The following is a 26,577-nucleotide window of genomic DNA, read 5'->3' on the forward strand; positions in this document are numbered from 1 at the left end:
ATGAAGGTAGAAAAGCTGAAACCATCCGAGCAGCTGTGTAAAGTTATGTCCAGAATTTATGATTCCGGACTTACGACGGTTTCGGGAGGAAATCTTTCATTAAAAGATGAGTATGATAATATCTGGGTCACTCCTTCCGGCGGGGATAAAGGAAGATATCAGCCGGAGGACATGTTAAAAATAGGACGGGACGGAAAAATACAGGGAACCAGAAAGCCTTCTGTGGAGACTGGGATTCATCGGTCTATTTTAGCGGATCGCCCTGAATTTAAAGGCGTGGTTCACGCTCATCCTTCCGGATTGGTAGCCATCAGCCTCTTAAGGCAGCTGCCGGAGACCATGCTATTTCCTCAGGTCGCGAATGAGGTCAGGAATGTGAGATTGGCAGCTTACGGCTGTCCGGGCAGTGAAGAGCTTCGGGCAAATGTAGCAAAGGAGTTTAAAGACAATCCGACGACCAATACGGCAATTCTTGAAAACCACGGAGCTTTTGTTGCCAGCGAAAAAGGACTGTCCCATGCCTTTGGTATTTTTAAGGATTTAGATTTCAGCATCCGGGTTCAGGCAAAGGCCCACAGCTTTTGGGGCAAAGGTCCGAATCTTATCTCAAAAGAACAGCTGGAGCGGTACAACCGGGCTTTAAGACCTGCGTTGGGGACCTTCAAACAGGGAGAAATCTCAGAGAAGGAGCGGGAGCTGAGAGCGCTTATGTGTGATTTTTGCAGCCGAGCGTATCAAAGAAAGCTGTTTACTCAGAACATCGGCGTAATATCTGCCCGTCTGGAAGGGGAGAATTTTCTGATTACAGAGAGTGACTCAGATAATGCCGAGCTGACTGCTTCGGAAATCGTCAAGGTGTGCGGATCGACAGCAGAAGAGGGCAAAACTCCGTCTAAAAGCGTGTTGCTTCATAAAAGGATATATGAGACGAACCCGGATATACATGCTATTATAATGGCTGCTCCGGAAAATGCCATGGTATTCGCCGTGACAGATCGGGAATACGATTTAAAGACCATTCCGGAATGCTATATCGTTTTGAGAGAGGACATAGCAAAATTTCCTTTCGGATCAACCATAGAAAAACAGGAGGAATTGGCCGATTATTTTAAGAGAAAGTCTCCGGTAGCTATTGTCAAAAATGACTGCTATATTTGTACCGGAGAAAATCTTTTTAATGCCTTTGATCGTCTTGAAGTGGTTGAATTCAGCGCAGAGGCCGTGATGAATGCAAACCTGCTTAAAGGACAGATAAAGAGCATTACCGAGCAGCAGGTTCATGAAATAAAGGTGAAATTTGGGATTGTGTAACTTTATGGTGCAATAGAAAACGTGTATGTGAAAGGAGATCCGTCATGAAAATATTAAATTTTGGTTCTTTAAATATCGACTGGGTTTATAACGTGGATCACTTTGTAAAACCGGGAGAAACCCTTTCCGCTATATCTGTTGAGCGATTCTGCGGCGGTAAAGGTCTGAACCAGTCGGTGGCCTTATCTAAAGCGGGAGCCTCTGTGTTCCATGCCGGCGGGATTGGAAGCGATGGAGTTTTTCTGAAAGAACGTCTTGAAGAAAGCCATGTGGATGCACGCTTTGTCAAAGAACTGGAGGTACCCACAGGAAACGCTTTTATTCAGGTAGATAAAACCGGGCAAAATTGTATCATTCTTTTTGGCGGAGCAAATCAGGAGATTACAAAGGACTATGCAGAAGAAGTGATCAAAAACTTTGAAAGAGGAGATATTCTGGTTCTCCAGAATGAAATAAGCGCCCTGAATGAAATCGTGGATATGGCTTATGAAAGAGGAATGCAGATTGTTTTAAACCCCAGTCCCATGAATGAAAAAGTTTTGGCGCTTGATTTAGAAAAGATCACCTATTTTATCATGAACGAGATCGAGGGAGAAGCTATTACAGGAAATAAAAATCCGGAAGAAATTCTGGATAGTATGATAAAGCAATATCCGCACAGCAAGGTTATTTTAACGTTGGGGGACAAAGGGTCCAGATATGCGGAAGGGGCGGTACGGCTTGCCTGTGGAAGCTATGAGGTAGAGGTCGTGGATACCACCAGTGCAGGTGATACGTTTACCGGATATTTTATTTCGGCTTTGGCAGAGAAGATGGAAATCAGCAGAGCGCTTGAAAGAGCGTCCAAAGCAGCAGCACTGGCAGTGTCCGTAAAGGGGGCATCCAATTCCATTCCCCTTCCGGAGCAAGTGGATTCCTGCAAGCTGATTTTAAAAAAATAATTTATTTTCCTTGCATTTTCAAGAAAATATAGTATAATTAAAAGGCATGAAATTTGTAGGACGACTTAAATGAAAGTCCAATTGACAAAAGATTGCTCTCTGTGCAGACATGAGGTCTGCACCATTTAGTCCATAGGGAGGTGAAAAAGAAATGATAAATTATGAAGTTATGTTCATTATCGACCCAACTGTAGAAGATGCAAGAAAGGATGCTGTTGTAGCAACCGTACAGGAAATTATTGCAGCTGACGGTGAAGTTGGTAAGGTTGACGTATGGGGCATGAGAAAGCTTGCTTATCCGATTCAGAAGAAGAATGAAGGATACTATGTTGTAGTAGAATTTAAAGCAAGTCCTGATCTGCCAAAGGAATTAGACAGAAGACTTAGAATTTCAGACGCAGTAATGAGACATCTTATCGTAAATAAGGATGAGAAATAGGGGGTAACAAATGAATAGTGTAGTTCTTATCGGAAGACTTACTAGAGACCCTGAAGTTAGATATACTCCTAGTACACAGATGGCTGTGGCTACTTTTTCGTTAGCAATCGACAGACCAACTGGTCAGGGAAAAGAAAAACAGACAGACTTCCCAAGGATAACCGTATTTGGAAAGCAGGCTGAGAATTGTGAGAGATTTCTTACAAAGGGCAGACTTGTGGGCGTTCAGGGAAGGATTCAAACAGGAAGCTACAAGAATAAGGAGGGTGTAACTGTTTACACCACAGATGTTGTGGCAAATAATGTGGAATTTCTGGAATGGGGAGACAGAGGCGGAGATGGAGCCAGAACGGGATCATCAGCACCTACTGGTTTCCAGCAGATGGACGAACCGTCTATTCCGGAAGGCTTTTCATCACTGGATGATGACGATATTCCATTTTAAACAGACCTTAATGAAAGGAGCGGAATCGCTATGATGGATAAAAGACGCGGCGGCATGAGAAGAAAAAAAGTATGCCAGTTCTGTGCAGATAAAACAGAAGCAATAGACTACAAGGACGTAGATAAGCTAAAGAAGTATGTTACCGAAAGAGGCAAGATCCTTCCAAAGAGAATCACAGGTACTTGTGCTATACATCAGAGAGAAGTGACAAAAGCTATCAAGAGGGCAAGAATCGTTGCATTACTGCCTTACGTAGCAGACTAATATATCATTGAAATAAAAACTGGGTTTTATAAAGCCCGGTTTTTTTTATACAGCGGAGAAGCCGCTTTTTTGTAATGTTTGAAATATGAATTGCTTTATGATATAATGAACGGGTTAAAATAGTGGGGAGAAGTGGATGTATATATTAATTATTTTTTCGGTATTGGTTTTTTTACCATTACCCTTGATGGCTTCTGCAGCCAGAAAAACAAAGAATGGGTTTTACGCTGTATTTGAAAGCATTTTAGGCGTGGCCACGGCAATGATGCTGATGTTTATCATCGCCTCGGTTACAGGAAATCCGGTGGGACAGGCTATCTCCTCGGATTTGCAGTCCTTTTGCGAAGCTGCGGCTCAAAACGATCAATTTGTTACCATGCTGGGGATGGAAAATATTTCTATGAACGAAAGGATCAGTACACTCACCAAGGTATACACCTATGCAATAAATGCTTTGCCGGCGACCATATTAGTCTGGTCTACTATTATTGCATATTTTGAATATATTATAATCAGCAAAATAAGCAGTAAATCAAAATACCCGTTTCCGGAATTGGCTAAGCTGAAAGACTTTACTATGCCGAAAAAAGCCTTATGGGGATGGATCCTAATTTATGTGATGACCTTCCTTGTTTCCGTTTTCGGGTTTAAGCACAGCGATGTGTTGCAAATAAACATACAGGTATTGTTCCAGTTTGCTTTTCAAATACAGGGAATCGCTGTAATATTTTATTTTTGTGACTTGAGGAAGTGGCCGAGAGCCGTTGCTGTTGTATTTTGCCTGCTTTTCTTTCCGACGGCCATCGGACAAATGCTGCTGTGCTTGATAGGATTCTTTGATTTAGGATTCGGATTGCGAAAAATAATAACCAGACGATAACGGCTAGAAATTTTTCAGTTAGAAGGATGTGTGAAGAGAGGAAATCAAATGGAAGGAAAAAGCAAAGGAAAAGCTATTGCGGAGAAAAGAATAGAAAAATTGCTTTCTGCGTATGTACCGCTTCCCATGTGCATTGTAAATGTGCAGGGAAAGGTGACCAGAGCCAGCGATAAAATTGACGAAGTATTTAAGTATGATGGCATAAAAGGTGCGGATATCTTTGCACTTACCGGAATCAAACACGGAGAATTCTTTTCGGAGGGGATCAATGAAAAGGCCTTGACCCTTTCCAGAAATGATAAGGTTTTTAAAATTCAGGTAGGCTATATAGGAAATGGCGATGAAAAACGAGCCATCGTTTATTTTTATGATATTACCAATTATGAAACGCTGAAAACTATGTACAATGATGAACATATCTGCATGGCGACTATCAACGTAGATAATTATGATGAGCTGACCTCCAGTACCTCCGAAGAAAAACGCCTGGCCCTGAGTACGGACATCGACAAGGCGGTGAGGCAGTGGGCTGCCAGAGGAAACGCTTTTATCATCAGATATAAAGAAAATATGTATTTCATGGTCTTTGAAAATACATATTTGGAAAAAATTGTTGAAAATAAATTTGCGATTTTGGACGATATTCGAGAAATTGAAACGGAAGCAGATTTTCCGGTAACCCTGAGCATTGGTATCGGAGCAGGAGGAAAACATCCGGCTCAGACCGATCAGTACGCTGCGGCGGCACTGGATCTGGCATTGGGGCGCGGCGGAGATCAGGCAGTTGTAAAAAAGGGTTCCAAGATTGAGTATTTCGGCGGAAAAATGCAGACAGTCGAAAAGGGCAACAAAGGAAAGTCAAGAATTATCGCTCATGCGATAAAACAGCTGGTAGACCAATCCTCCAAGGTAATTATTATGGGGCACCGTAATCCGGATATGGATTCCTTCGGCTCCGCCCTTGGGATTTTTAGGATTGTTGCAAACAGGAATAAAGACGCTTATATCGTAATCAATAGCTATTTCGAGACGCTTGCAGAGATTTACAATCAGGCAAAAGACACAGAGGTCTACAATTTTATAAACAGTGAGAAAGCGATTTCCATGATGGATAAGGATACGCTTCTGATTGTTCTGGATACCCACAGGCCAAGTCTGACTGAGTGCAGGGAACTGCTGGAATTGACAGAGAAGATTGTGGTGATCGACCATCACCGAAAGGCAGAAGAATATATTGAAAATGCCACCCTGTACTATATGGAGCCGTATGCGTCTTCCACAGCAGAATTGGTGACGGAGATTCTCCAGTATTCAGGGGATAAGAAAAATATTGCCAAGCTGGAGGTGGAAGGACTTCTTGCGGGAATATCCATGGACACCAATCGGTTCGCCGTGAAAACCGGAGTCCGAACCTTTGAGGCGGCCTCTTGGCTGAGACGTTCCGGTGCGGATACAACGGCTGTAAAACGATTTTTTCAGACCGATGCTGAAGCCTTTAAAATCAAGGCAAGATGTATCGCGGATGCTGAGATAAAGGACAATGGACTTGCTTACTCTGTAAGTCATGGCCATCATCCGGACATTCAGGTCATCAACGCGCAGGCGGCGGATGAGTTGCTGTCCGTTAAAAATGTTCGAGCCAGCTTTGTTGCAGGCATAGATGAAAAGGGAACCACTGTAATCAGCGCAAGGTCTCTCGGAGCAATGAATATGCAGACGATCATGGAGAAACTGGGAGGCGGCGGGCATCTGACCACAGCCGGCGCCCAAGTGAGCTGCACACCTGAAGAAGCCTTGCAAAAAATACAGGAAATCGTAGATTCTTTGGAAGGCAAACCTGTAAAAAACAAGGAGGAAAAGTAAGATGATTGTTATATTATTAAAAGATGTAAAAGGTTCCGGAAAAGCCGGAGAGGTCGTAAAGGTAAGCGACGGCTATGCAAGAAATATGCTGATACCTAAAGGTCTGGCCAAAGAGGCTACCGATGGAAATGTCAGAAATTTGGAGAAACAAAAGGCTATTTTGGCAGAAAAGAAAGCAGAAGAAAAGGCGGCGGCACAAAAGCTGGCCGATAAGCTGAAAGAGGTAACCGTGTCGATTGTGACGAAGGGCGGAGAAGGCGGACGGCTGTTTGGCTCCATCACCTCCAAGGACATATCGGAAGCATTAAATAAGCAGCATAAAATTGATATTGATAAGAAAAAATTTGTTCTTGAAAGCCCTATAAAAACGACGGGAGCATTCTCAGTGGAAGTAAAGCTTTATCCCGAAGTGACAGGGACTATAAAAGTAAATGTTTCAGTTTAGGTGATTTAGATGACAGATAGAATACCTCCTCATAATGATGATGCAGAAAAATCCGTATTGGGCGCGGCCATGCTGGATAAGGATGCTCTTTTTGATGTCATCGAAGCAGTAAAAGCAGAGGATTTTTATAGTGAAATACACAAGGAAATATTTCAGGCAATCGTTGAATTGTGCAGGAAAAATGAACCGGTAGATGCCCTTACTGTAGCGGAGGAACTGAAAAGAAGGAAAGCCCTTGAAATGGTGGGCGGACGTGCCTACGTTCTCTCTTTGGCAAGCGGTGTTCCTTCCACAGCCAATGCGGTGCAGTATGCAAAAATTGTTGCGGAAAAAGCAGTTTTGAGAAATCTTATAAAGGCTGCCAGCGATATTGTGGAAGAAAGCTATCAGGAAAAGAGCGAATCAGAGGCGGTTCTGGATCATGCTGAACGGGGCATTTTTGAAATCGCACAAAAAAGACAAAATAAGGATTATGCAGCATTGCAGGATGTCCTGCTGTCCAATATGGAAATGATAGATGAAATTTCCAAAATGGAAGGCAATGTGACCGGGATTCCCACGGGGTTTATGGATCTGGATGCCAAAACCGCAGGGTTTCAACGGTCAAATTTAATCATTCTCGCGGCACGGCCGGCTATGGGAAAAACTGCTTTTGCCTTAAATGTGGCACTTCAAGCGGCGATAAAAGGCAATGCCACCGTTTTGATCTTCAGCTTAGAGATGGCGAAGGAAGAACTGGGACAGCGGCTTTTATCCATGGAATCCCGCATAGAAATGCAGAAGCTTAAGACCGGTCAGTTGGAACGCAAGGATTGGGAGGATATTAACCTGGGATTGGATGCTCTGTCGAGAGCAAATATTTTTATAGACGATACCCCCGGTATTTCCATTATGGAAATGAAAAATAAGTGCAGAAGATTGAAGGCTGAAAAAGGTCTGGATATGATCGTGGTCGATTATCTTCAATTAATGAACTATGAGGGGAGAAACGAAAGCAGACAACAGGAAATTTCCGCTCTTTCAAGATATTTGAAGCTTCTTGCAAGAGAAATGGATTGCCCTGTTATTTTGCTTTCTCAGCTTTCCCGTGCTCCGGAACAGAGAACAGATCACAGGCCGATACTTTCTGACCTTAGAGAATCCGGTTCTATTGAGCAGGATGCGGATATCGTTCTTTTCTTATACCGGGATGATTATTACAATCCGGAAACGGACAAGCCGGGAGTCTGCGAAGTCATTATTGCAAAGCAGAGAAGCGGACCTACGGGAACAGTGGAACTGACGTGGCTTGGAAAATACACAAGATTTGTGGATAAGAGCAATATCAGATAAGGAACAGTGAAATGGGAAAGGTAACATGAGGGATAATTTTATTAAAAAGAAAGCCAGTGAACTCTACCTTTTGGATACCAATGTGGAAAATGTCTTTATAAGCGAATATATGGCGGGGGCTCCCTCCGATTATGTAAAGGTGTATCTTTTTGCACTGATGTATGCGGGAGCAGGGCATTATATGGACAATGAAACCATAGCGAAACAGCTTGCTATGGCAGATGAAGATATATTGAAGGCTTGGTCGTATTGGGAAGCTCTCGGCGTGATTGAAAAACATTTTGACGATCCGAAGGACAGGTTTCATTATGGCGTGGAATTTATAAATTTAAAAGAGCTTTTATATGGAAAGCAGACGAAAAAAAGCAAAGAAAAAAAATCCGGTAAGGATATAAACAATAAATTGATCGATGTGGACATAAAAGAAATGTATCATTCCATTGAAAAGATAACGGGGAGGCTTCTGGGAGGCAAAGAACCCATGGCTATTCTTTCCTGGATCGAGGATTTTGGTGCAGAGCCGGAGATGATTGTGTATGCGTATTCCTACTGCAAAAATATGCGAAAAAGGGATTCGGCCAATTATGTGGGAACGGTTGTCAAGGAATGGGCTCAAAAAAATCTTCGGACAAAGGAAGAAATAGAAGCACATCTTCAGGAAATTGATAACAGGCATTATCTGTATAAGCGTGTCATGAAGGCACTTGGATTTAACAGAAATGCTACAGAGCAGGAAAAGCACCTGATGGACTCCTGGTTTGGAGAGATGGAATATACGCTGGAAAAGGTTTTGGAAGCCTGCAGCAAAACCAGCGGAATTTCAAATCCAAATATTAATTATGTACATAAGATTCTTAAAAACTGGCGTGAGGAAAGCGGACACGGCTCGTCAGGCGGAAATTCTTCCGAAAAAGCGGGCGGAAGCAAGTCTGTCAACACAGGCACGGTGCTCAGATATTATGATATGATCCGGGAAAAAGAGGAAGCCGAGGCTGCGGAAAGACGGCAGCAGGTGTATAAGATGCTCCCTGAGATAAAACAAATAGACGAGGAAGTAAGAGAGCTAGGGATGAAGCTTTCAAGAATCATGGTTTCAGGAGCGGATAATGCCAAGGAACAGCTTGAAAGGTTTCGGGTTAAGATTGATGCTTTAGGCGAAGAGAAAGCCTTTAAGCTTACTGAAAATAACTTTTCGGTGGATTACATGGAAGTTCGATATAAATGTGAACAATGTAAGGACACGGGAACGAATGATATGGGGGAACGTTGCAGCTGTTTTAATGAGCGGCTTAGCGAAGCAGAAATATGGCAAAATTCTTCGAAGAAGATGTAAAAGAATCGCAGAAAAAGAAAAGTTCAAAGGCGGTACAGGCCGCAGAAAAACTGCAGAGCGGACAAGTTAAAACGACGAAAGAAAAGCTTGAGACAAGAAGAACGACATTTCTAGATAAAATAGCAGACTGGATCGCTTATGCAGAACACGGCACAGGCAGATTTTTCATAGCATTTGGTGAGGCAATAAGACACTTGTTTTATTGCATGGAATGTGAAATTGTGGATTCTGCCCGGTCTGTAGAGGAAGGTATCTATGCGGCGCAAAGGACTTTAAAAAATAAAATAAATGATTATTACAGTGAAAATCCAGATAAAGGGCAGAAAAGACACCGACAGAAGCGTAAACGGATGAGACAGTTCATTCAGACGAAGCATAGTCTGGCTGAAAAAGAAAAAACGGCTTCCGCTAAAATGGTTCGTCTGATCAACCATATGGATCGAAAGAATGAGCAGCTGGCCAATAAGACCACAGGGTTGGTAAAGAAGGGAAACCGGAGGTTCAATCTTGCCAGAGAGTGGGCCGAAATCAATAAGCGCAAGCTTTTGACCCATTTTAGTATGGTTGTAATAATTGCCATTTGCGGTGTGGCGGTGTTTAATCACTATACCGCATATGAATATTCCTATAATGGCAGGACTCTTGGGGTTGTAAAAAAGCAGGAGGATGTGCTGAAGATCGTCGATATCGTAAGCGAGCAGCTTTCCAAGGAGCACAATGCAGAAATTTCCATTGATAAAGATCAGGACATTGCATTTAAGCGAATTATTACTGCGGATAAACAGATCGACGACACAGAGGAAGTCCTGAAAAGGCTGACCTACATGAGAAATATGAATGCAAAGGCCTATGGAATTTATGTGGATGATATAAGGGTCGCCATTGTAGACAGTGAAAAGACTGCTAAGGATATATTAAAGACCATACAGTCTGATTATCTTACTACAGCAGGAGAGGTAGAATATGAGCATGTCGGATTTAAACAAAAAATTCGGATTAAGCAAATTGATACAAAATTAGGACGAATTCAAAATATAGATGCCGTCATGCAGAAGTTGTTGACCGGTGCGGTATCCCAGCAGGTGCACACGGTTGTACCGGGCGACACCCTGTCCGGCATAGCGGGGATGTACGATATGTCCACAAGCGAACTGAGGGAAGCGAATCCGACTATAAATCCGGAAAAGCTGAGCATTGGTCAGCAGATTATTCTGACAAAACCGGCGCCGATGGTCACAGTTCGCACGGTAGAAGTGGCAACGTATCCGGAGGCGATTCCGTATGAGACGGAATATAAGGATACGGATACTCTTTATAAAGGAGAAACCAGTACGGAGGTTTCCGGCGTAGAGGGAACCCGTTCCGTTACCGCGCGAATTACCAGAGAAAACGGTACGCAGATAGCAGCTGTGGTCTTATCCTCTGAAACGCTTTCAAATCCGACCACAGAAGTGGTATTAAGAGGAACGAAGGTACGGCCGGCGACAGTGGGGACAGGAAACTTGAGATATCCTGTATCTAATTTCCGGTTAAGTTCAAAATTCGGACCGAGATGGGGCAGAATGCATTATGGTCTGGATTTAGCCTGCCCGGTAGGAACCAAAGTCAATGCGTCGGATGGCGGTACGGTAATTTTTTCAGGCTATAGCGGCTCTTATGGCTATGTAGTCAAGATAAACCACGGAAACGGTATGGTCACGCTATACGCTCATTGCAGCAAGCTTCTGGTAAAAAAAGGAGATAAGGTATATCAGGGACAGCAAATTGCACTTTCAGGAAATACCGGAAGAAGTACCGGTCCGCATTGCCATTTCCAGGTGGAAATAAACGGCGTACCGAAGAATCCGCTGAATTATTTGTAGGAGGCAAGCACAGGATGGGGAAAAAGGAAGTCATTGTCATTGGTATTGCCGGTGGTACGGGAAGCGGAAAAAGTACGTTGATCAATAAAATAAAAGAAGAATTTAATGATGACATTACAGTAATTTCACACGACAGCTACTATAAAAAGAACAGCAATATGCCCTTTGAAGAGCGGTCTGCTCTCAATTATGATCACCCGGAAGCCTTTGATACGGATTTAATGATCGAACATATTAAAATGTTAAAGGCTTGGAGAGAGGTTTGGTGTCCCGTATATGATTTTACGGTTTATGACCGATTGGATGAAAAGATTCTGTTAAAGCCTACAAAGGTTGTAGTTGCAGAGGGAATTTTGATCTTTGAAAATAAAGAATTGTTGAATTTATTGGATATCAAGGTTTTTGTGGATACGGATGCGGATGTGAGAATCATCCGCCGTATCCTGCGGGATGTTAAAGAGCGCGGCAGAAGCCTGGAATCGGTTATTACACAATATCTCACCACGGTAAAACCCATGCATGAACAGTTCGTGGAACCAAGTAAGAGATATGCGGATATTATCATACCGGAGGGCGGATTCAATACGGTGGCATTACAGATGCTGAACCAGAGGATACATGCCTTGCTGAACGAGCAGTAAAAGATAAAAAGATAAGTGTGAACCTGCTAAAGTTATTGACAAATAATGTTTAATAGAATAAGTTAAAGGTATATAATAATTATCAAGATATTGGAAAAAGTAACTATTGAAGATGGATGGTAGCAATATGCTAAGAGTCAAATAGTACTTGCAGGAGAAGTAAGGAGGGTTAAAAATTGGATAATAGTGCACTATTCAAAATCGGCTATGGCCTTTATGTTTTAACAGCAAAGGACGGCAGCAAAGACAACGGCTGTATTGTAAATACAGTAATGCAGGTTACCGATTCACCGCTTGTTATTGCTCTGGGTGTAAATAAACGAAATTATACTCATGATATGATTATGAAAACGAAAGAATTCAATGTATCCGTGTTGGATGTAAACTCCAAATTTTCGATTTTCCAGAATTTTGGATTCCAGTCGGGAAGAGATGCGGACAAGTTTGCAGATTTTAAGGCTGTAAAGAGATCAGAGAATGGTCTTTTATATGTTACAGAAAATACAAATGCGTATATTTCAGGAAAGGTCTTAGAAGCCATTGACTTCGGAACCCATACATTATTTAAGGCAGAAGTTTCAAATGCTGAGAGCCTCTCAAATCAAGATACACTCACATACAGCGATTATCACAAGCACGTAAAGCCAGCACCGAAACCGGCAGAGAAATCCGGCTGGAGATGTAAGATCTGTGGATATGTATATGAGGGTGATCCGTTGCCGGCTGATTACATCTGCCCGATTTGTAAGCATGGGGCAGCTGATTTTGAAAGAATAACAGTTTAAGAAAAGGAGAGAGAAGAATGGAACTTAAGGGAAGTAAGACAGAAAAAAATTTAAGGACAGCTTTTTCAGGAGAGTCCGAAGCAAGAAATAAATATACTTATTTTGCTTCAGCAGCAAAGAAGGAAGGCTACGAACAGATTGCAGCAATCTTTCAGCGTACGGCAGACAACGAGAAAGAGCATGCAAAGCTTTGGTTCAAGGCTCTTAGCGGATTAGGGGATACAAAGGCAAACCTTCTGTCAGCAGCAGAGGGGGAAAATTATGAATGGACAGATATGTATAAAGGCTTTGCCGAAGATGCGGAAGCAGAGGGCTTTACAGCATTAGCTGCACAGTTCCGAGCAGTTGCTGAGGTAGAAAAGCATCATGAAGAAAGATATAGAGCGTTGTTAAATAACGTAGAAAATGACTGCGTTTTCGTAAAGAAAGAAGAAAACGTTTGGGAATGCCGAAACTGCGGGCATCTTTATTATGGAAAAGAAGCTCCGAAGGTATGTCCTGTATGTGCTCACCCACAGAGCTATTTCGAAGTAAGAAAAGTGAACTATTAACTTTTAAAATAAAAAGATAAACAAAAAAGCCTGAGACATTGCTCAGGCTTTTTTGTTTAGATGTTCAGAAGTCCCGAACCCTGGCAGTTCCGATCCGCCTTTGTCTGCGGGATGGCTGTCCGCATCAGGTATTCCTTAACTTGGGCGGGCGTCAGATGTGGATTCGCGGCATGAAGGCAAGCGGCTGCTCCGGATACAAAAGGCGCGGACATGGAGGTGCCGGATTGCCGGATATACCGCTTATTTGTAACAGCATCCAGAGAGAGCACATTCATACCGGGAGCCAGTATATCCGGCTTAATGGCTCCGGTCGCTGTCGGACCCCGGCTGGAAAAATCGGGGACCTCCCCATCCGAGTTAATAGAGCCGACCGTTATAACATACGGACTGGTTCCCGGGGAAGTAATGCTCCCGGCCTTCGGGCCGCTGTTACCGGCGGCCACTACGATGGTAATGCCCATGTTTACCAATGCATTGGTGCCCAGCACCAGCGGATCGGCAATATCATCAAAGCCGTCTCCGTCAATATCAAAGCTTGCCGCATCGATTCCCAAAGATAAATTTAAGACCCGGATATTATATTTCTGATGATTGTCGGCCACCCACTGCATGGCGGCTAAAATATCTGAAGTATTTCCATTTCCCTCAAAATCTAACGCTTTAAGAGCGGCGATATTGGCTTTTGGAGCGGTACCCATGCAAATAATGGAAGTCGCTTTGTCAGGGAACATATCCCGGACCGTTTCTACAATGGTATTACCGCCGAACATGTAGCCATTTCCGGCTGCCAGGCCGGCAACGTGGGTTCCGTGTCCGTCATCATCGTAGGGGACGATGCTGTTATTTATAAAGTCTTTAAAAGCTACAATTCTGTTGGCCGGTTTAATGATGTCATAGTGCGGAGATATTCCTGTGTCTATGATAGCGATCGTAACGCCTTCCCCGCAAAGGGAACCTGAAAACACACTTTTTCGGAGCTTTTTGTTTTTTGCATTTTTTTTTCCTATAAGTGAAAAAGGGTCGTTAAGTACAGAAGTTGTTTCAATAGGTAGTTTAGAAACTTCTGCATCCATTGAAATGAGTGAAATATTTGCATTGCATTTTATTTTACTGAGTTTTTTTATAGGTACTTCAACGCATAGTGCGTTAATAAAAGGCAGTTCATATTTAATTTTTCCATAATTGTCTAAAATACATTGTCGGGTCTGATTCATATTTTTTTTAGAATATATAATGACAGGCATTGTGCCCTTATTATTCTTCATTTTCAAGCCCTCCTTATAAGGTGCAATTCTAAGTTTATATCATAATATGCAAGGGACAAGTTCTGTGACATTCTGCATTTAGCAAAACCTTCTAGCCATAATACGTTTGCCCAAAAGCGTTTTATTTGGTATAATACAAAGGATTATAAAACTATTAACAGCAGGGGATCAGGGAGGTCGCATTATATGGACTCAAAAAAAGTACTAATAATCGAGGATGAGAAAGCAATCTCAGACATTATAAAATTTAACTTAAAAAAAGAAGGATTTGAAGTAGATTTCGCCTATGACGGGCAGGAGGGTCTTGGAAAGGCATTGAACACCCAGCCGGATTTAATTTTGCTGGATGTGATGCTGCCGTCAATGGATGGTTTTCAGGTATGCAAGCGCGTACGGGAGGGGAGCACTGTTCCGATTATCATGCTTACGGCTAAGGAAGAAGAGGTAGATAAGGTCCTTGGGCTTGAGCTGGGGGCGGATGACTACATAACGAAGCCTTTTGGAATGAGAGAGCTAATCGCCAGGATAAAGGCAAACCTGAGAAGAATAGAATTGGTTTCAGGAGCGGCAAACGATCCATCAAATATTTTGAATTTTGGAAACCTTGAAATCGATATGAACAGATATGAGGTCAGAAAAAGCGATCAGGTATTGGAATTAACGCTAAGAGAATTTGAATTATTAAAATATTTGGCAGAGCGGGAAAATAAGGTTTTTTCAAGAGAGCAGCTCTTGGAAGAGGTCTGGGGATATGAATATTATGGTGATATCAGGACGGTTGACGTTACGGTCAGAAGGCTGAGAGAAAAGCTGGAGGACGATTCCAGTACGCCTAAATACATTATGACCAAGAGAGGTATAGGGTATTACTTTAGGAGACCATAAGGTATGAATATAAAAAAATTTAGTCACAGCATGAGATGGAAGCTTGTGTTGATTTACTGCTTATTAGTATTCATAGCGACGACCATTATCGGGGTGCTCATCATGAGCAGGCTTGAAGCCTATTACATTGATTCAACAAAAAAGAATTTGACAGATACGCTGCAGGGAGGGACGCTCATCTCTTCACTTAAAACGTATGACAAGCTGAGCGACCATCAGGAAGAAATACAATCGAATATAGAGGCGTGGAGCAAGACCATTCAGGAAGAGATTTTTGTTATTGATGATAATTTTATGATTATTGCTTCAAATAATGCAAATCAGGGGAAAAGTGCGGTTGGTATGCTGGATACTCCTCTCATTATGACTACCTTGGCAAAAGGAGAAGCCTCCCAGTCCTATGGCAGCATTATTAGCAAGAATACGACCATACCGGTGATGAATATGGCTTTTCCCATAGGGGAAGGTAAGAACAATTCCGGTGTTATATATCTTCGAGTGGATATGACCAGTATTTATAATACCATAAACCAATCGAAGCAGATATTTATACAGGCGATGATCGTGGGACTGGTCATTACGGTTATTTTAGGAACGCTTATTGCAAGAAGTATTACAACGCCTATTAACGATGTGACAGAAAAAGCAGAGAAAATGGCTCAAGGTGACTTTTCACAGGAAGTAAGTGTAAAGTCGAAGGATGAAATCGGACGGCTGGCGGACATGTTCAATCTGCTGAGAACGCAGTTGGATGCCACATTATTTGAGATGTCCAGCGAAAAAAATAAAATGGAGACTATCCTGAAACATATGGCGGATGGCCTGATTGCTGTTAATCTGGACGGTCAGATCATACATGCCAATCCTGCGGCTGCTCAAATATTGAAGGTAACTCCGGAGGACATACAAAATGAAAGCTACAATACACTTATAAAGCCGCTCAATGAGGAACTGGGCTTGGAACAGCTCATGGCGAAGTGTAAGTCGGGAGAACTTTCGGATGTATTTGAAAAATCCGGAAGTACGTATTCTACCAGATACGATTGGTTTAAAGACGAAGACGGCAATGATGTAGGAATTATTATTCTTATTGAGGATATTACACAAAGACAGAAGCTTGAAAATATGCAAATGGATTTTGTAGCCAATGTGTCTCATGAACTAAAGACACCACTGACTACGATTAAAAGCTACACGGAAACACTTTTGGACGGCGGTGTGGACGATCCGGAGATAAGGAGTGAGTTTCTTGAAATCATAGACAACGAGGCAGACCGCATGAACCGGCTGGTCAAGGATCTGTTGCAGCTTTCCAGGCTGGACAACAATCAGGAGATTTTGAACCGAAAGGAAGGAAATCTGATCAGTCTTTTGAAGGCGGCAGTTAAAAAAATAGAGTTGACTGCGAAGAATAAGGATCAGCATTTGAACTGCTTATTTAATCCGGAAGAGCGTATTCCTGTGGATATGGATAAAGATCGGATTGAGCAGGTCATATTAAACGTTATAAGTAATGCTATAAAATATACCCCGGAGGGCGGGCGAATTGATATTGACGCATTGAAGAGGGATAAGACTGCTGTGATAACGGTAACGGATAACGGAATAGGAATTCCGGAATCTGAAAAAAGCAGAATCTTTGAACGATTCTTCCGTGTGGACAAGGCTCGCTCCAGAGCCATGGGCGGAACCGGACTGGGGCTCGCCATCTCAAAACAGATCGTGGAAGGCCATCAGGGGACGATTCAGCTGGAAAGCCGAGAAGGAAGGGGAACAAAGGTTATGATCACTCTTCCGCTTTCGCTTAAAAAGGGAATAAGGAATATAGAATAATAGTACAAAACGCAAAGTTTAAAAATAGCACTTTAAAATAAGGTGCTATTTTTTTTGTAATTACGTAAATTTTGTTAAGTTTACACATTTCAACCCCTAAATACCACATTTCAGCTAAAGGGGGTTGAATTGGTAAATTTTTATAGGTAGAATAAAATAGGTGGGAATTTTTACAAAAGAAGGAGATTAAAAAATGAGTGTAAATTTATGGGGCAGAATAAGAAGCAATGTATCACAAGACCCCACAGCAAAAAGACTGACTGCAAGCAAAGAAGCAGAAGTAAAGAGTGAGTTTAGAGAGGTATTTAAGGCCCAAAAATCAGCTGTAAAAAAAGTAGAAAGTAAGGATGGAGATACTTTGACCATATCTCAAAATGTGACGATAGCACAAAAAATGAACGAACTTAGGGAAATCCACGAACGGACGGATTATAGCGGCATGACGGATGTGGAAAGGTATCGGTTGATTACAGATCGGTATGAAGAGGTTTTTCCATGCATGGGTGGCAAACTGGAAACAAATTATGATAAGTATAAACCGGTAGCAGAACAAATAGTTAAAGAGTTGGATCAGGCAATACCGGGATATTCATATTTATCGAAATATGACGGAGAAAATTATACCGAATTTCTAAAAACAGTCAGAGGATACCAAGGATTATCAAAGGAAGAGCTAATTGAGAAAACAAACGAAAGATATTTAAAAGAAGGATCCCTTACAGAAAAAGCCCAGATTATGAGAGAATTATGGGGATTGGGGGTAATAGACGGAGAAACTTATGGAATATTTACGGCAAGTTTAGGATATTTAGAAAGACAAGAATATAGAAAGACTTTTAATGTGTTCAATCTGGATGAACAATCCGATCACTATAGAAATTGGATTAAAAATGGAGGAATGGAAAATTTAAAGGTTGACTGGGAAGAATTAAAAAAGAATCTGTTTGAGAACATAGATGTAAAAAAGCTCTATGGGGAGGAGAAGAAAGAAGAATTTAACAATCTTTTTGAAATATTGGGGGGAAAATAGCTATGATAAAAAATGTGTGTATAAATTTTTATAAAAAAACTAAAAACTAGCACTTTAAATTTGAGGTGCTATTTTTTAGTTTTTGGCATATATATGAAATACGAAGGGGGAGTCTATATGGAGAACCATGTTTTAAATATTGATAACCGGGAACGGCTGACTGTAACGGAAGTAGCCGATGTGGACAGCTTTAACGAAGAAACGATATTGATCACTTTAAAAAGCGGAGGACTGGTCATTAAGGGACAGAAATTACATATTCAAAAACTGGATCTTGCGGAAGGAAAAGCCATCATTACAGGAGAAATAAATTCTGCGGTATATACGGAGAAAAAGAATAAAAGTGAAAAAAGTTTAGTCAGGAGGATTTTTGAATAATGGTTGTGTCTTCAGGCGCGGCCATTTTACATAGCTTTAAAATAAATCTAATTCTTACCGATCTAATAAAAACACAAATTTTCGAGAGTTTAGTCATGCTTGGCTGCGGTATGGTGGTCGCTCTTTTATATGGGCTCTTTACCAGACATATTAAAGTATTTATAAAAAAGGGGTTCCTTGCAGCGGTTTATGAGGTTTTGTTTTGGGTCTTTGCCGGGATAGTTACGTGCCAATTTTTGTATTACTGTTCCTATGGTGCAATCAGTATTCATGTAATATGTGCATTTGTATGCGGAGTTTTCTTGTGGAATTTATTGTTTTATGCTACAATATCAGTGGGTGACGGCAAATGTTCAAACAAAAGAAAAAAAGAAGCAGAGAGTTTAAGAACTCCGATAAAATAATTGATCTGGAGCAGGCGCGGACCGAGAGGCGGGCAAGAAGGAAACAAGCCGCCAACAAGAGACAGAATAAGGGCAGGAAGGCTGCTTCAGAAGAATTGTCAGAGAGAAAAGTAAATAAAAGGAATAGAAAGAGGCTTATCTATCTATGTGTAATATTGGGTATTATGCTGGTCATAGGTGTGTCTATTTTTCATGTCTTTTCTTTGCAAAGAGAATACAAGAATATTGCCGCCCAAAACAAGGCTTTAAAGGAACAACGACAAGATCTTACCGAAGAACTTGGAAATGTGAATAATCCGGAATATATAGAACAGCAGGCACGGCAGCAGCTAAAGATGGTCAAGCCGGGCGAGGTTCTGTATGTTTTACCGCAGAAGGGGGTAACGGGAGCCGCTATCGTTCCTAAAAGACATACAGATCTGATGCCTGCGGGAGAAGCCTCTGATTAGAAAGGGATGAAAATGGAAAGTATAGCAGAAGTGATAATCGTAGAGGGCAGGGATGATCAGGCCGCTGTAAAGCGGGCCATTGATACCTTGACGATTGCGACCCATGGATACGGAATCAGAAAATCCACATGGGAATTAATAGAGCAGGCATATGATACCAAAGGGATCATTATCTTTACCGACCCGGATTTTGCGGGAGAGGAGATACGAAGAAGGCTTAGGGAGAAGTTCCCCAATGCCAAGCATGCCTACTTATCCAGAGAGGATGCGACGGCGGCAGGCGATATAGGCATAGAAAATGCAAAGCCTGCAGCGATTTTAGAAGCATTGGAAAAGGCGCACTGTACAAAAGCAACGCCGAGTAAAGAATTTTCCATGCAGGATCTGATGAAGCATGGACTTGCAGGCGGACCCGGAGCTTCCGATAAAAGAGGAAAGCTGGGCAAGGCCTTAGGCATCGGATATGGAAATTCCGCAGCTTTTTTGAACAAGCTGAACCAATACGGGATTGCCAGACATGAATTTGAAGAGGAAGCAGGAAAACTTGAATGAAATTATACGCACCATCCACCATTAGGCAGATAAAGGACAAGTACGGCTTTAGGCTTTCAAAGAGCCTCGGTCAAAATTTTCTTACCGACAAAAATATTATTGATAAGATTATAGAGGAATCCTTTATTGGTGAGCATGATCTGGTTATTGAAATTGGACCGGGAATCGGTGTCCTTACCTCAGAAGCAGCGGAGCAGGGAGGAAAAATCATCGCCGTGGAGATCGATAAGAATTTGATTCCGATCTTACAAGAAACTCTGGAAGGATATGACAACGTTGAAATTTTAAACAGAGATATTTTGAAGACAGATCTAAACGAAATTATCGAGCAAAATCCCATTATAAACGGCGGCCCGGTAAATTCGGTGCGGATCATTGGAAATCTGCCTTATTACATTACAACCCCTATTATTATGAAAATTTTAGAAGACGGGACGAAGGCCGACAGCATTACGATCATGATGCAAAAAGAGGTGGCGGACCGGATTAAGGCTCAAGCAGGGAAAAAAGCATATGGAGCTTTGTCTGTTGCCGTTCAATATTATTGCACGGTAAATCACGTGGCAAATGTTCCGAAAGAAGTGTTCGTACCACAGCCGAAGGTGGATTCTACAGTTATCAGGCTGGACATACGAACCGAGAAACCGGTAGCGCTGAAGGATGAAAAGATTTTCTTCCAATGCGTAAAAGCCGGATTTGGACAGAGAAGAAAGACCATGTCGAATTCTCTTACAGGAGTGTGTGGACTATCTAAAGAACAAGTGGGACAAGTGTTGGAATCCATTGGTGTGGATTCCCAAAGACGAGCAGAAACCATGAATATAGAAGAATTTGCTATGTTGGCAAATGCGGTTTATGACATGGTCAGGCTGCAGCTGTAATTTAAAAACCGGCACAAATTTTACACACAAGGGGAAAGGGAAAAGGAAGTATAGGATATGGAAAAGTGTAAACAGTTTTTTATGAAGTATTTGCATAATGCCGTTGCTATTTCTATAGTGTTGGCGTTTGCTTTAAATTTGATAATAGAATCATTTGCAAGACAGTCACTGATGAATGGATTTCAGTTTTTTTTGGATTCACCGCTAGTATTCTTGTATAATGTTTTTATCATATTTGCCACCTTGTCGCTGGCATTAGTCATTAAAAGAAGGGTATTTTCTTATGTGATTATTTCAGTCGTATGGCTGGGGCTTGGAATTACCAATGGTGTAATACTGGCTAACCGTATGACGCCGTTTACGACAAAGGATTTTGAGGTGCTGGAAGATGGTCTTTCCATTGTAACCAACTATCTGTCTACAGTAGAAATTATTTTGGCCTGCGTGGGCGTGGTAATTGCGATCATTCTTATAGCGCTGCTGTTTAAATTTGCACCAAAGAAGAAAACTCAAATTAATTATAAGAAAAATGTGGTGCTGCTGCTGGCAATCGTACTGAGTTTAGTCGGAGCAACCGATCTGGCCATAAAAAATAAGGTAGTGGATACCTTTTTCGGAAATCTGGCGTATGCCTACAGAGACTATGGTATGCCGTACTGTTTTATAAATACTTGGCTGAATACCGGAATTCGTCAGCCTGCGGGCTATTCTGAAGAGGCTATTCGGTCGATATTTGATAAGGGAGAGCTTGGAAGTAATGATTATGCCACTTTTAGTGAAAAGGATGATGGCAAAGAGCATCCTAATGTAATATTTCTCCAGATGGAATCGTTTATTGATCCCACATTACTGAAGGATATTACATATTCGAAGGATCCGATTCCAAATTTCAGAGCATTGGAAAAGAACTATTCTACGGGGTATCTGACGGTTCCCGTTGTAGGAGCAGGAACGGCCAATACAGAATTTGAAATGCTTACAGGCATGAGCGTCAAGTTCTTCGGGCCGGGAGAATATCCGTATAAATCTATTCTTACGGAGGCGACCTGCGAAAGTATTCCATACGATTTAAAATCGATCGGATACGGTACGCACGCTGTTCATAATCACAGGGCGGTCTTTTACGGCAGAAATAAAGTCTTTGCAAACTTAGGCTTTGACACGTTCACAAGTGTAGAATATATGAATCACGTAGTTAGAACCCCTAAGAACTGGGAGAAGGATTTTGTGCTGACAGATCAGGTCATGGACGCATTGCAATCTACCAAGCAGGAGGATTTCATTTATACTTGTTCCGTTCAGGGACACGGTAAATATCCAACGGAGCAGGTAATCAAGGACCCTGAAATCGTTGTTACCAAGGCACCTACCACGGAACTGAAATGGCAGTATGAATACTATGCCAATCAGATCCATGAAATGGATCAATTCATCGGAGAGCTGACAGAACGGCTTAAAAAATATGATGAAAAGGTGGTTCTGGTGATTTACGGAGATCATCTCCCGGCTTTAGAAATGACCGAAGATGAAATGAAGACCGGCTCGCTGTTCAAGACCCAGTATGTTATTTGGAGCAACTTCCCGATGCAAAAAGTGGATAAAGATATGTATTCTTACCAAGTGGGGGCTGATGTCCTCGACCGGCTGGGGCTTCATATGGGCGTGATGAACAAATATCATCAGGATCATATGGACAGTCAGACGTATAAGGCAGATATGAGGAAGCTGGAGTATGATATGCTTTATGGGAAAAAGTATATCTTTAATGGAGAAAATCCGTATAAAAAAGTGGATATGAAGATGGGTGTAAAGCCAATAAAAATAACAAATATTGTACGAATCGGCGATAAGTTATATATAAAGGGTGAAAACTTTACCGAATACAGTAAAATCTCTTTAGACGGAAAAATTTTAAAAACAATATTTTTAGGTTCTTCTATCCTGGGGCTTCAGGAAGATGTGGATTTGAATGCCGTAAACAGAATGAAAGTCAGCCAGGTAGAGAAAAACAAAGAAATTTTAAGTACAACAGAATAGAAGGTGAAAAGTATGCTGCCATCATTGGAAACGGAACGATTGATATTGAGACCATTTACAACGGACGATGCAGAGGGGCTGTTTGCTTATGCAAGCAATCCTAACGTAGGACCTCGAGCCGGTTGGAAGCCTCATGCGGATGTAGAGGAATCCAGGAGAATTATTTGTGAGCTTTTTTTGACAGATCGCTTCTGGGCTGTTATCGAAAAGCAAAGCGGCAAGTTAATCGGAAGCATTGGGCTGGAAACGGATAAACGCAGGCCGGATATTGCAAGTAGGGAGCTTGGCTATTCGCTGGCGGAAGAGTGCTGGGGAAAAGGCATCATGACAGAGGCTGCCAAAGAGGCCATTCGATATGCTTTTGAAGAAATGAAGCTGGACGTTGTGGCGATCTGCACGAGCCTGACCAACGAAAGGTCTGCCGGAGTCATCCGAAAATGCGGATTTAAATATGAAGGCACGGAACGGTCCTGTTATAAAATTTATGATGGGAGCCTGCGGGACTCCCGATGCTTTTCTTTGCTGAAATCAGAATGGGAAGCCTTAAGGTGAGGTCATGGCAGCAGAGATAAAAGGGCTGATTGAAATACGCGATAGGGAAAAGGTGATAAGGACTCTGATGAGTGCGTTCTCAGATTATCCGCAATTAGCCCAGGCGTTTCCGGATAAAAGTAGACGGCTTATCGTCATGGAAGCTGCCCTGCGGTTCTACGCCGCCTTCGGTATGCGATACGGAGGTGCTTATGCTTTAGATCCTGCGTGTCAGGGTGTGGCGATCCTCCTTCCTTCCCAGAAAAGAAAAGGATCTGCGTTAAAATACTTTTTTGCCGGGAGCTATTCCTCCCAATATAAGCGTGCCGTATCCAGGATGACGGAAGAAGAACACCGCATCCGGACAGAACTGTTTGCGGAGATATCCCAGATGGAGACGGAGATAAAGTTTCCGCCGAAATACCTCTATATCAGTTATCTGGGAGTGAGACCTGAATATCAGGGTCAGGGAAATGGGCGTATGCTGATGAACCGGCTTGTGGAGTATGGAGAGAAGAAAGAACTGCCCATTGTATTAATTACCAGTGAACCCAAAGAGGTTCCGTTTTATCAAAGCATGGGATTTAAGATGATGGGGATAACCAGTTCAAGGAAGTTTCAGTTTATAAATATTTATCTTATAAAATGATAATCGAAAGATAGGATTTCATAGGAGTTCAGAAAAGAGGGAGATAGACATGCTTATTGTATTGATTTTTTTAATTATCTGTATAATTCTTATAATTGCAGCATATTTGAGCATGAAGGTAAAAAAACCAGAAGAAAAAAAGAGCATGCCGGAAGGGCTGGAACCAGCTTTTCTGCAATACTGTGAATTATTGCTGACACAATTAAAGCTAAAAATAAAGGAAGTAGAGCTTTCTCAGTTCAAGTTACTTGCCGAGGTTCCCTTTGAAGACGGAAAGTTTGAATATTACAGCTTTGATTACAGCATTACGCCGGAGAAAGCGGTAATTGACAGCAACGGAATTATTTTAAATTCCAGAGAGCTGTTATCAAAAGCGGGCGTAAAGGGAAATCCACTGCTGCTGTTCTTTAGAAAGGGGGAGGATGAGGTCTCTGAAATATCCTTCCCGGATGACCGGGATATTGCTCAAAAAGGGTATAAAGGATATATAAACTATCGGTACAGCAATCTGAAGGATTGGTCTCTCGATGAAGAATATTCGTTAAAGGTGGATGACCACATCATTACACTGTGGGAGAATCTGGAGGGAGAAGCCCCGTTTCCATATGCTGTGCAGACCAGAGAGCGCACCCGGGATTTCCTCAGCTATACCGCGCAATATACGGATACTTGGGAGGGTCAGGGCATTAAAGTCAACACATGGATACAGTTTGAAAAGAAGAGAGAGCTGATTTATTGGATCAAAAGTACAAATCCAGTGGCAGAGACTCATCGGGGAATCCATGTGGGGAGTACCTTGCAGGAATTAAAGGAAAAATACCGTGGAGATCTAGCCTATGAAGAGGACTTCAAGGGAGCAGGAGACTGCTTTGGTTTTATTCCCAATGATAATACTAAGCGATACATAGCATTCTTTGTGGCAGACGAAAAGGTCACTGAAATCTGGATAACCGACGCCTTTGACGAGCGGCCTTTCAAGAAGTCCTTCGGTTATGTGGACGAGGATGTAAAATGGCAGGTGTATGATTATTCCGATAAGCTGTCGGAACGATATGCCAGAGAAATTTACGTAGGGCAGCATAAATCTGATTTGGATCCGGATAAGGTATTTAATTCCTTTATTGCAAAGGAGCTTCCAATGGCTGCGATTCTGGAAACCGGCCTTTTCAAAGACGGTCCCGGAGAAAGAACGTATTATATTGTATGTCAGAAAAAGGAAAGCGGAGAAAAGTTCAATATAGAGGTCGTATTAAAGAGGATCAAGCTGGAGCATTCTGTAGCCGTAGAAGAAATATGGGCCGCAGAAAAGTACAGGACTCAGATGATTGCAAGCTAAAGGAGAGAGATCATTGGCTAAGACATCAAAGATTAAAACCAATGCATTGAGACATTTGGATGCTGAAAAAATCCGTCACAATGTATATGAATATGAGGCGCCGGAAGGATTTTTGGATGGCGTATCTGTTGCGAAGGCAACGGGAATGGACGTTACTAAGGTGTATAAAACTTTGGTAACTCAAGGCTCCAGTAAGGAACACTACGTGTGTGTCATACCGGTGGCAGAGGAACTGGATTTAAAAAAGGCCGCCAAGCATTTCGGTGAGAAAAAAATTGAAATGATTCCGGCAAAGGAAATAACCAATGTAACCGGGTATATCAAAGGCGGTTGTTCTCCTATCGGGATGAAAAAGCAATTTAAGACCGCTATTGACAGCCATGCAAAGGATTTGGAGCAGATCGTTGTAAGTGCCGGAAAGGTTGGGCTTCAAATGGAGCTTGCTGTTCCGGATCTGGTATCTGTAACCGGTGCTGAATTGGCCGATTTGATTGTGGTATAATGATTCTATTGATTGAAGTCGGCGTTGCCGCAGGGAAAGAATCATTGCATCACACGGCGACGTAGCTTGTGTGTATAATAATTCTATTGATTTCAATAAAAAAGAATGTCTCTCGGAGACATTCTTTTTAAATGGAATATTTTATAGTTTTTCAGTAATAAAAATGTAATGATTATAAATATGCAATGGTCTCTATTTCAACGAGAACATCCTTCGGAAGGCGTGCAACTTCCACTGCGGATCGGGACGGATAGGAACCCTCCGTGAAAAATGTTGCATAGACCTCATTGATTTTGCCAAAATCGTTCATATCTTTGATGAACACAGTGGTCTTTAAAACCTTATCTAAAGAGCTTCCGGCCTCTTCTAAAATGGCTTTGATATTTTTAAATACCTGCTCCGTCTGCTCCTCAATGGTAGTTCCGATGATTTCACCAGTCTCCGGATTTAAAGGAACCTGTCCGGAAGTGAATACCAGATTACCGAAAATGTTACCCTGTGAATAGGGTCCGATAGCAGCGGGAGCTGCTGATGTTGCCACTACTTTACGCATGTTAAATCCTCCTTAGAATAGATAAAATTTTTTCTATAATTTACTACTTCCATTATAAAACTTTATTTCAAGCTATTCAAGTCCGATAAATATGTAATTATTAATACAGATGAATAAATATGCAAAAAAATTACTAGCATTCCAATAATGCATATGCTAAAATAGATTGTTAATTCGCTACAGTAAAAAAGATAATAGGA

29 protein-coding genes are annotated in these 26,577 nt (G+C 41.9%); 27 read left to right on the forward strand and 2 right to left on the reverse strand.

Annotation, left to right across the window (positions count from 1 at the left end; all coding sequences use genetic code 11):
* The 14 genes from EQM06_RS00155 to rbr all read left to right on the forward strand — a co-directional run bounded on the left by EQM06_RS00155 (position 1) and on the right by rbr (position 13,092).
* Positions 1-1,311 carry a class II aldolase/adducin family protein gene (locus EQM06_RS00155; protein WP_164914281.1) on the forward strand — a complete coding sequence of 437 codons (1,311 nt, stop codon included), beginning with the start codon at positions 1-3 and terminating at the stop codon, positions 1,309-1,311.
* Positions 1,312-1,355: 44 nt separating this feature from the next.
* Positions 1,356-2,252 (forward strand): ribokinase, encoded by an 897-nt coding sequence (locus EQM06_RS00160; protein WP_128744414.1) that lies wholly within the window; start codon positions 1,356-1,358, stop codon positions 2,250-2,252.
* A 151-nt stretch (positions 2,253-2,403) separates the two neighbouring features.
* Positions 2,404-2,691, forward strand: a complete 288-nt coding sequence (gene rpsF / locus EQM06_RS00165; protein WP_128744415.1) for a 30S ribosomal protein S6 — start codon at positions 2,404-2,406, stop codon at positions 2,689-2,691.
* Positions 2,692-2,701: 10 nt separating this feature from the next.
* Complete coding sequence (locus EQM06_RS00170) at positions 2,702-3,136, forward strand: single-stranded DNA-binding protein (protein WP_128744416.1); 435 nt, start codon at positions 2,702-2,704, stop codon at positions 3,134-3,136.
* 30 nt (positions 3,137-3,166) lie between these two features.
* The gene (gene rpsR, locus EQM06_RS00175; protein WP_128744417.1) at positions 3,167-3,400 is read left to right on the forward strand and encodes a 30S ribosomal protein S18; all 234 of its coding nucleotides are present in this window, start codon (positions 3,167-3,169) and stop codon (positions 3,398-3,400) included.
* A 136-nt stretch (positions 3,401-3,536) separates the two neighbouring features.
* Positions 3,537-4,280, forward strand: coding sequence for a DUF2232 domain-containing protein (locus EQM06_RS00180; protein WP_128744418.1), 744 nt, complete (start codon positions 3,537-3,539; stop codon positions 4,278-4,280).
* Between the two features lie 48 nt (positions 4,281-4,328).
* Positions 4,329-6,143 (forward strand): DHH family phosphoesterase, encoded by a 1,815-nt coding sequence (locus tag EQM06_RS00185; protein ID WP_128744419.1) that lies wholly within the window; start codon positions 4,329-4,331, stop codon positions 6,141-6,143.
* A gap of 1 nt (position 6,144) precedes the next feature.
* The gene (rplI, locus tag EQM06_RS00190) at positions 6,145-6,588 is read left to right on the forward strand and encodes a 50S ribosomal protein L9 (protein ID WP_128744420.1); all 444 of its coding nucleotides are present in this window, start codon (positions 6,145-6,147) and stop codon (positions 6,586-6,588) included.
* 9 nt (positions 6,589-6,597) lie between these two features.
* The gene (dnaB, locus tag EQM06_RS00195; protein ID WP_128744421.1) at positions 6,598-7,920 is read left to right on the forward strand and encodes a replicative DNA helicase; all 1,323 of its coding nucleotides are present in this window, start codon (positions 6,598-6,600) and stop codon (positions 7,918-7,920) included.
* 25 nt (positions 7,921-7,945) lie between these two features.
* A complete protein-coding gene (locus tag EQM06_RS00200) occupies positions 7,946-9,253 on the forward strand; it encodes a DnaD domain protein (protein WP_128744422.1) in 1,308 nt (435 codons plus the stop codon).
* Positions 9,226-11,115, forward strand: a complete 1,890-nt coding sequence (locus tag EQM06_RS00205) for a LysM peptidoglycan-binding domain-containing M23 family metallopeptidase (protein WP_128744423.1) — start codon at positions 9,226-9,228, stop codon at positions 11,113-11,115. Before EQM06_RS00200 ends, EQM06_RS00205 begins: the two co-directional genes overlap by 28 nt.
* A gap of 14 nt (positions 11,116-11,129) precedes the next feature.
* A complete protein-coding gene (udk, locus tag EQM06_RS00210; protein WP_128744424.1) occupies positions 11,130-11,756 on the forward strand; it encodes a uridine kinase in 627 nt (208 codons plus the stop codon).
* 176 nt (positions 11,757-11,932) lie between these two features.
* The gene (locus tag EQM06_RS00215; protein WP_128744425.1) at positions 11,933-12,541 is read left to right on the forward strand and encodes a flavin reductase; all 609 of its coding nucleotides are present in this window, start codon (positions 11,933-11,935) and stop codon (positions 12,539-12,541) included.
* Between the two features lie 17 nt (positions 12,542-12,558).
* Positions 12,559-13,092 (forward strand): rubrerythrin, encoded by a 534-nt coding sequence (rbr, locus tag EQM06_RS00220; RefSeq protein WP_128744426.1) that lies wholly within the window; start codon positions 12,559-12,561, stop codon positions 13,090-13,092.
* A 56-nt stretch (positions 13,093-13,148) separates the two neighbouring features.
* On the opposite strand, the gene EQM06_RS00225 is transcribed toward rbr, so the two are convergent.
* Positions 13,149-14,357 (reverse strand): S8 family peptidase, encoded by a 1,209-nt coding sequence (locus EQM06_RS00225; RefSeq protein WP_128744427.1) that lies wholly within the window; start codon positions 14,355-14,357, stop codon positions 13,149-13,151.
* A gap of 186 nt (positions 14,358-14,543) precedes the next feature.
* Between EQM06_RS00225 and EQM06_RS00230 the strand changes: the two genes are divergently transcribed.
* From EQM06_RS00230 to ybaK, 13 genes are all read left to right on the forward strand, one after another.
* A complete protein-coding gene (locus EQM06_RS00230) occupies positions 14,544-15,242 on the forward strand; it encodes a response regulator (RefSeq protein ID WP_128744428.1) in 699 nt (232 codons plus the stop codon).
* A 3-nt stretch (positions 15,243-15,245) separates the two neighbouring features.
* Positions 15,246-17,075, forward strand: coding sequence for a HAMP domain-containing sensor histidine kinase (locus EQM06_RS00235; protein ID WP_128744429.1), 1,830 nt, complete (start codon positions 15,246-15,248; stop codon positions 17,073-17,075).
* Positions 17,076-17,268: 193 nt separating this feature from the next.
* Positions 17,269-18,105, forward strand: a complete 837-nt coding sequence (locus tag EQM06_RS00240) for a hypothetical protein (RefSeq protein ID WP_128744430.1) — start codon at positions 17,269-17,271, stop codon at positions 18,103-18,105.
* Positions 18,106-18,222: 117 nt separating this feature from the next.
* The gene (gene yabP, locus EQM06_RS00245) at positions 18,223-18,483 is read left to right on the forward strand and encodes a sporulation protein YabP (protein ID WP_164914282.1); all 261 of its coding nucleotides are present in this window, start codon (positions 18,223-18,225) and stop codon (positions 18,481-18,483) included.
* A complete protein-coding gene (yabQ, locus tag EQM06_RS13430) occupies positions 18,483-18,887 on the forward strand; it encodes a spore cortex biosynthesis protein YabQ (protein WP_128744432.1) in 405 nt (134 codons plus the stop codon). The genes yabP and yabQ overlap by 1 nt, the downstream gene beginning before the upstream one ends.
* Positions 18,833-19,336, forward strand: coding sequence for an FtsB family cell division protein (locus EQM06_RS00255; protein ID WP_128744433.1), 504 nt, complete (start codon positions 18,833-18,835; stop codon positions 19,334-19,336). The genes yabQ and EQM06_RS00255 overlap by 55 nt, the downstream gene beginning before the upstream one ends.
* 12 nt (positions 19,337-19,348) lie before the next feature.
* Complete coding sequence (rnmV, locus tag EQM06_RS00260) at positions 19,349-19,888, forward strand: ribonuclease M5 (protein ID WP_128744434.1); 540 nt, start codon at positions 19,349-19,351, stop codon at positions 19,886-19,888.
* Positions 19,885-20,769 carry a 16S rRNA (adenine(1518)-N(6)/adenine(1519)-N(6))-dimethyltransferase RsmA gene (rsmA, locus tag EQM06_RS00265; RefSeq protein ID WP_128744435.1) on the forward strand — a complete coding sequence of 295 codons (885 nt, stop codon included), beginning with the start codon at positions 19,885-19,887 and terminating at the stop codon, positions 20,767-20,769. The genes rnmV and rsmA overlap by 4 nt, the downstream gene beginning before the upstream one ends.
* 57 nt (positions 20,770-20,826) lie before the next feature.
* The gene (locus tag EQM06_RS00270) at positions 20,827-22,806 is read left to right on the forward strand and encodes an LTA synthase family protein (protein WP_128744436.1); all 1,980 of its coding nucleotides are present in this window, start codon (positions 20,827-20,829) and stop codon (positions 22,804-22,806) included.
* A gap of 12 nt (positions 22,807-22,818) precedes the next feature.
* Positions 22,819-23,358 carry a GNAT family N-acetyltransferase gene (locus tag EQM06_RS00275; RefSeq protein WP_128744437.1) on the forward strand — a complete coding sequence of 180 codons (540 nt, stop codon included), beginning with the start codon at positions 22,819-22,821 and terminating at the stop codon, positions 23,356-23,358.
* Positions 23,359-23,362: 4 nt separating this feature from the next.
* Positions 23,363-23,986: a GNAT family N-acetyltransferase gene (locus tag EQM06_RS00280; protein ID WP_128744438.1), complete on the forward strand. Its 624-nt coding sequence runs from the start codon at positions 23,363-23,365 to the stop codon at positions 23,984-23,986.
* A gap of 49 nt (positions 23,987-24,035) precedes the next feature.
* On the forward strand, positions 24,036-25,322 hold the full coding sequence (locus EQM06_RS00285; RefSeq protein WP_205666564.1) for a hypothetical protein: 1,287 nt from the start codon (positions 24,036-24,038) through the stop codon (positions 25,320-25,322).
* 13 nt (positions 25,323-25,335) lie between these two features.
* On the forward strand, positions 25,336-25,824 hold the full coding sequence (gene ybaK, locus EQM06_RS00290; protein ID WP_128744440.1) for a Cys-tRNA(Pro) deacylase: 489 nt from the start codon (positions 25,336-25,338) through the stop codon (positions 25,822-25,824).
* A gap of 172 nt (positions 25,825-25,996) precedes the next feature.
* Here ybaK and EQM06_RS00295 read toward each other — a convergent pair whose 3' ends face one another.
* A complete protein-coding gene (locus EQM06_RS00295; RefSeq protein WP_128744441.1) occupies positions 25,997-26,377 on the reverse strand; it encodes a RidA family protein in 381 nt (126 codons plus the stop codon).
* Positions 26,378-26,577 lie beyond the last annotated feature (200 nt).

The sequence above is a fragment of the Aminipila luticellarii genome (assembly GCF_004103735.1).
Lineage (GTDB): Bacteria > Bacillota > Clostridia > Peptostreptococcales > Anaerovoracaceae > Aminipila > Aminipila luticellarii.

Coding starts and splice junctions, on each gene's coding strand:
- EQM06_RS00155 (WP_164914281.1), top strand. CDS start 1: ATGAAGGTAGAAAAGCTGAAACCATCCGAGCAGCTGTGTAAAGTTATG.
- EQM06_RS00160 (WP_128744414.1), top strand. CDS start 1,356: ATGAAAATATTAAATTTTGGTTCTTTAAATATCGACTGGGTTTATAAC.
- rpsF (WP_128744415.1), top strand. CDS start 2,404: ATGATAAATTATGAAGTTATGTTCATTATCGACCCAACTGTAGAAGAT.
- EQM06_RS00170 (WP_128744416.1), top strand. CDS start 2,702: ATGAATAGTGTAGTTCTTATCGGAAGACTTACTAGAGACCCTGAAGTT.
- rpsR (WP_128744417.1), top strand. CDS start 3,167: ATGATGGATAAAAGACGCGGCGGCATGAGAAGAAAAAAAGTATGCCAG.
- EQM06_RS00180 (WP_128744418.1), top strand. CDS start 3,537: ATGTATATATTAATTATTTTTTCGGTATTGGTTTTTTTACCATTACCC.
- EQM06_RS00185 (WP_128744419.1), top strand. CDS start 4,329: ATGGAAGGAAAAAGCAAAGGAAAAGCTATTGCGGAGAAAAGAATAGAA.
- rplI (WP_128744420.1), top strand. CDS start 6,145: ATGATTGTTATATTATTAAAAGATGTAAAAGGTTCCGGAAAAGCCGGA.
- dnaB (WP_128744421.1), top strand. CDS start 6,598: ATGACAGATAGAATACCTCCTCATAATGATGATGCAGAAAAATCCGTA.
- EQM06_RS00200 (WP_128744422.1), top strand. CDS start 7,946: ATGAGGGATAATTTTATTAAAAAGAAAGCCAGTGAACTCTACCTTTTG.
- EQM06_RS00205 (WP_128744423.1), top strand. CDS start 9,226: ATGGCAAAATTCTTCGAAGAAGATGTAAAAGAATCGCAGAAAAAGAAA.
- udk (WP_128744424.1), top strand. CDS start 11,130: ATGGGGAAAAAGGAAGTCATTGTCATTGGTATTGCCGGTGGTACGGGA.
- rbr (WP_128744426.1), top strand. CDS start 12,559: ATGGAACTTAAGGGAAGTAAGACAGAAAAAAATTTAAGGACAGCTTTT.
- EQM06_RS00225 (WP_128744427.1), bottom strand. CDS start 14,357: ATGAAGAATAATAAGGGCACAATGCCTGTCATTATATATTCTAAAAAA.
- EQM06_RS00230 (WP_128744428.1), top strand. CDS start 14,544: ATGGACTCAAAAAAAGTACTAATAATCGAGGATGAGAAAGCAATCTCA.
- EQM06_RS00235 (WP_128744429.1), top strand. CDS start 15,246: ATGAATATAAAAAAATTTAGTCACAGCATGAGATGGAAGCTTGTGTTG.
- EQM06_RS00240 (WP_128744430.1), top strand. CDS start 17,269: ATGAGTGTAAATTTATGGGGCAGAATAAGAAGCAATGTATCACAAGAC.
- yabP (WP_164914282.1), top strand. CDS start 18,223: ATGGAGAACCATGTTTTAAATATTGATAACCGGGAACGGCTGACTGTA.
- yabQ (WP_128744432.1), top strand. CDS start 18,483: ATGGTTGTGTCTTCAGGCGCGGCCATTTTACATAGCTTTAAAATAAAT.
- EQM06_RS00255 (WP_128744433.1), top strand. CDS start 18,833: ATGTTCAAACAAAAGAAAAAAAGAAGCAGAGAGTTTAAGAACTCCGAT.
- rnmV (WP_128744434.1), top strand. CDS start 19,349: ATGGAAAGTATAGCAGAAGTGATAATCGTAGAGGGCAGGGATGATCAG.
- rsmA (WP_128744435.1), top strand. CDS start 19,885: ATGAAATTATACGCACCATCCACCATTAGGCAGATAAAGGACAAGTAC.
- EQM06_RS00270 (WP_128744436.1), top strand. CDS start 20,827: ATGGAAAAGTGTAAACAGTTTTTTATGAAGTATTTGCATAATGCCGTT.
- EQM06_RS00275 (WP_128744437.1), top strand. CDS start 22,819: ATGCTGCCATCATTGGAAACGGAACGATTGATATTGAGACCATTTACA.
- EQM06_RS00280 (WP_128744438.1), top strand. CDS start 23,363: ATGGCAGCAGAGATAAAAGGGCTGATTGAAATACGCGATAGGGAAAAG.
- EQM06_RS00285 (WP_205666564.1), top strand. CDS start 24,036: ATGCTTATTGTATTGATTTTTTTAATTATCTGTATAATTCTTATAATT.
- EQM06_RS00295 (WP_128744441.1), bottom strand. CDS start 26,377: ATGCGTAAAGTAGTGGCAACATCAGCAGCTCCCGCTGCTATCGGACCC.